The following is a 2,846-nucleotide window of genomic DNA, read 5'->3' as shown; positions in this document are numbered from 1 at the left end:
CCGCCACACGGCGGCGGCCACCAGCAACGACACCACGGCGGCCAGCACCGTGACCGTATTGGCGGTGATGCCTGCGCGGTAAAGACCGCGTACGCCCGGGCGCAGCAGATCCTGGAAGCGCCCCTTCAATGCATAGATCGACATGCCGTACCGTCCTCCTGACGTTCGCTAATCTACCTGTCCACGCCGATGCTGGGAAACGCCTGCCGACGCGATCGACTCACTCGGCCACCAGCAGCTGCCGCCATAGCTGCAGAAAGCGGTCGGAGTACCAGTAGCCTTCGCTGCGCATCAACTGCGCCGGCAGCCCGGCGGTGAGCACGTAGCGTCTGTCGAAGCGCTGGTCGAACTGGCGCTTCAGCCGGCCCAGCTGCGCCGGGTCGCTGTCGAGCATGGCGCAGGCCAGCATGCCCAGCCAGCCGTCCACCTCGTCCGGCTCGCGGGTGAAGGCCTGGTCGAACAACTGTTTCGCATCCTGCGGCCGGCCCAGGTCCAGCAGCATGTAGCCATAGTTGCGCTGCGCATCGATGTTGTCCGGCTGCGCCTGCAGCACCTGCTGCATGCGGATGGCCGCCTCGCCGGTGCGGCCCAGGTGGAACAACACGTAACCGGCATGTTCCTGCAGCGCCGGGTCAGGCTGCGCCTGCGCGCGTTGCAGTGCATCCAGGCGCAGCCACGCCGCCTCGAAGTCGGGCGTGGCCGCCGCCGGGTTGCCGGCCGACAGGGCCATCGCGGCGCGGTTGAACCACGGCCGGTAGTCGTCCGGCGCGTCATCGATGGCGGCCTGCAGTCCGCCGCGCGCGGCGTCCGTGTCGCCGGTGTCGGCCAGTGCGCTGGCCAGGTTGAGGTGGATGTCCATGCGCTGTTCGCGCTGGCCGGACGCGTCCAACGCAGGATCGCCCTGCAGCTTCAACGCGGTGCGGTATTCCTGCACGGCCTTGCGCGGCTGCTTGAGCTGCTGCAGGTACAGGTTGCCCAGGTTGTAGTGCGCATCCAGGCGCGCGGGTTGCAACCGCATCGCCGCGCGGTAGGCCTCCACCGCCTGCGGGTGCTGGCCGCTGTCGCCCAACGCATTGCCCAGGTTCACGCGCAGGCCGTAGTCGTCGGGAAAACGGGCCACGCCGTTGGCAGCCACCACCGCCGCCTCGCGGCTATCGCCCAGCTGCAGCAGCATCGCCGCGTAGTTGATGAAGGCGTCGGGCGACAGGTTGCCGGGCAGCTTCACCAGCTGGGCGTAGTAGCGCCGCGCCTTGTCGGTCTGCCCGGTGCGGCTGTAGTGGCTGGCCAGGCGCTGCTGGATGTCGAGGTTGCCCGGCTCCAGTTGCGCGGCGCGCAGCAGGTCCTGCTCGGCCGCGCCGTCGTCACCCAGTTCGTGGAGCACGTTGGCGCGGTTGAGCAGGCCCAGGGTCTTGAGCGGGGCGCGCTGGATGTAGTCGTTGAAGGTGTCCAGTGCCCGCTGGTGCTGACCCAGCCGGGCCTGCGCCACGCCCAGGTTGAGCCAGGCGGTGTCCAGGCCGGGATCCAGCCGCACCGCCTGCGCGAACAGATCCGCAGCGGCCTGCCACTGCCCTGCCCGGGTCTGCGCCTGGCCCTGGTTGAACAGCAGCTGCGCCTGGTTTTCGGTGGGCAGGCTGGCCGCCTGCGCGGCTACCGCCGCGGCATCGCCCTTGCCCGCCTTGCCCAGCAGCGACAGGCGGTTGGTCAGCGCCTTCGCATTGCCCGGTGCCTTGGCCAGCGCCCGGTCGTAGGCGGCCAGCGCCTCGCGCGTGTGGCCCAGCCGTTCCTGGACCACACCGATGTTGAGCCAGGTGTCGGCGTCGTCCTTGCCCAGCGCGACGGCGGCCTTGAAGTCCTGCAGCGCCCCGGCCGCGTCGCCCATGTCCAACCGGGTCACGCCGCGGTTGTACGGATACAGCGGCTCGGTGGGGTCCAGCTGCATGGCCCGGGCATCGTCGGCCAGCGACTGGCTGGAGCGACCCAGCGCGTGCTGGGCCAGCGCGCGGTTGCCGTAATAGCCGGCCACCTGCGGTGATTGCGCGATGGCCTGGTCCAGCAGGGCCAGCGCGCGCCGCGGCTGGCCCAGGTGCTGATACGCCTGCGCGGCATGGAAGGGAATGTCCGGGTGCAGCCCGGTCCCCTCCGGGTCGCGGCGGTAGGCGTCCTCGTAGGCCGCGTAGACCTCCAGCATGCGCGCGTTGGCCTGCTGCTGGTTGAGCACGTACAGGTAATTGCGGAAGAAGCCGCTGGTATGCCAGCCCGCCTGCAAGGCTGCGGCATAGTCGGCCAACGCCCCCTGCGCATCGCCCGCCCTGGCCCGCGCACTGCCACGCAGCTGCAGGCTTTCGGCATCGCCGGGATCGCGCTGCAGCGCCTGCGCGGCCGCCGACAGAACCCCGGCGTCGTCGCCGGTCGCTGCGGCGATGTAGGCCTTCAGGCGGTACAGGCCGGCCTGGTCGGGCGCCAGCGCGATGGCCTGCGCGATCAGCCGGCTGGCTTCGGGCCAATCCTCGTCTTCGTAGGCCTGGTAGGCGCGCTGCTCGAGGTCGTCACTGCTGGACCCCTCGGCATCGGCCGGTGCGCTGGCCCCGCGGGCGGCATCCACCGCCACCGGCACTGCCGCGATCTCCACGCCCTGCACCGCCGCGTCGGCCGCCCCGCGGGTTGTCTCCTGCGCCTGCACGGCGGTGCCGGTCCCGGCCCACGCCACCAGGCTGGCCAGCAGCGGCCCCTTCCATGTTGCTGTCGACACGATCCGGACCTGCAAATCCCTGGCAGAGCGCGCAGCCTACCCCAGCGCCGCCAGCCTGCGGGGCCTGGCCGGTGTGCCGGATGCGGCAGCCGGGGGC

At 71.1% G+C, this 2,846-nt stretch carries 1 protein-coding gene and 1 pseudogene; both read right to left on the bottom strand.

The annotated features are described in order from the left end of the window. Window positions 1-144: pseudogene (locus tag DBR34_RS22280) on the bottom strand (CDP-alcohol phosphatidyltransferase family protein); the annotation flags it as partial. Window positions 145-220: 76 nt separating this feature from the next. Beyond that, entirely contained in the window at window positions 221-2,749 is a 2,529-nt protein-coding gene (locus DBR34_RS07165) for a tetratricopeptide repeat protein (RefSeq protein WP_128096277.1), read from the bottom strand. Between the last annotated feature and the right edge of the window lie 97 nt (window positions 2,750-2,846).

This window comes from Stenotrophomonas sp. HMWF003 (assembly GCF_003061285.1).
GTDB classification, from domain to species: Bacteria; Pseudomonadota; Gammaproteobacteria; order Xanthomonadales; family Xanthomonadaceae; genus Stenotrophomonas; species Stenotrophomonas maltophilia_AP.
This window is presented reverse-complemented; position numbering and strand designations above follow the sequence as displayed.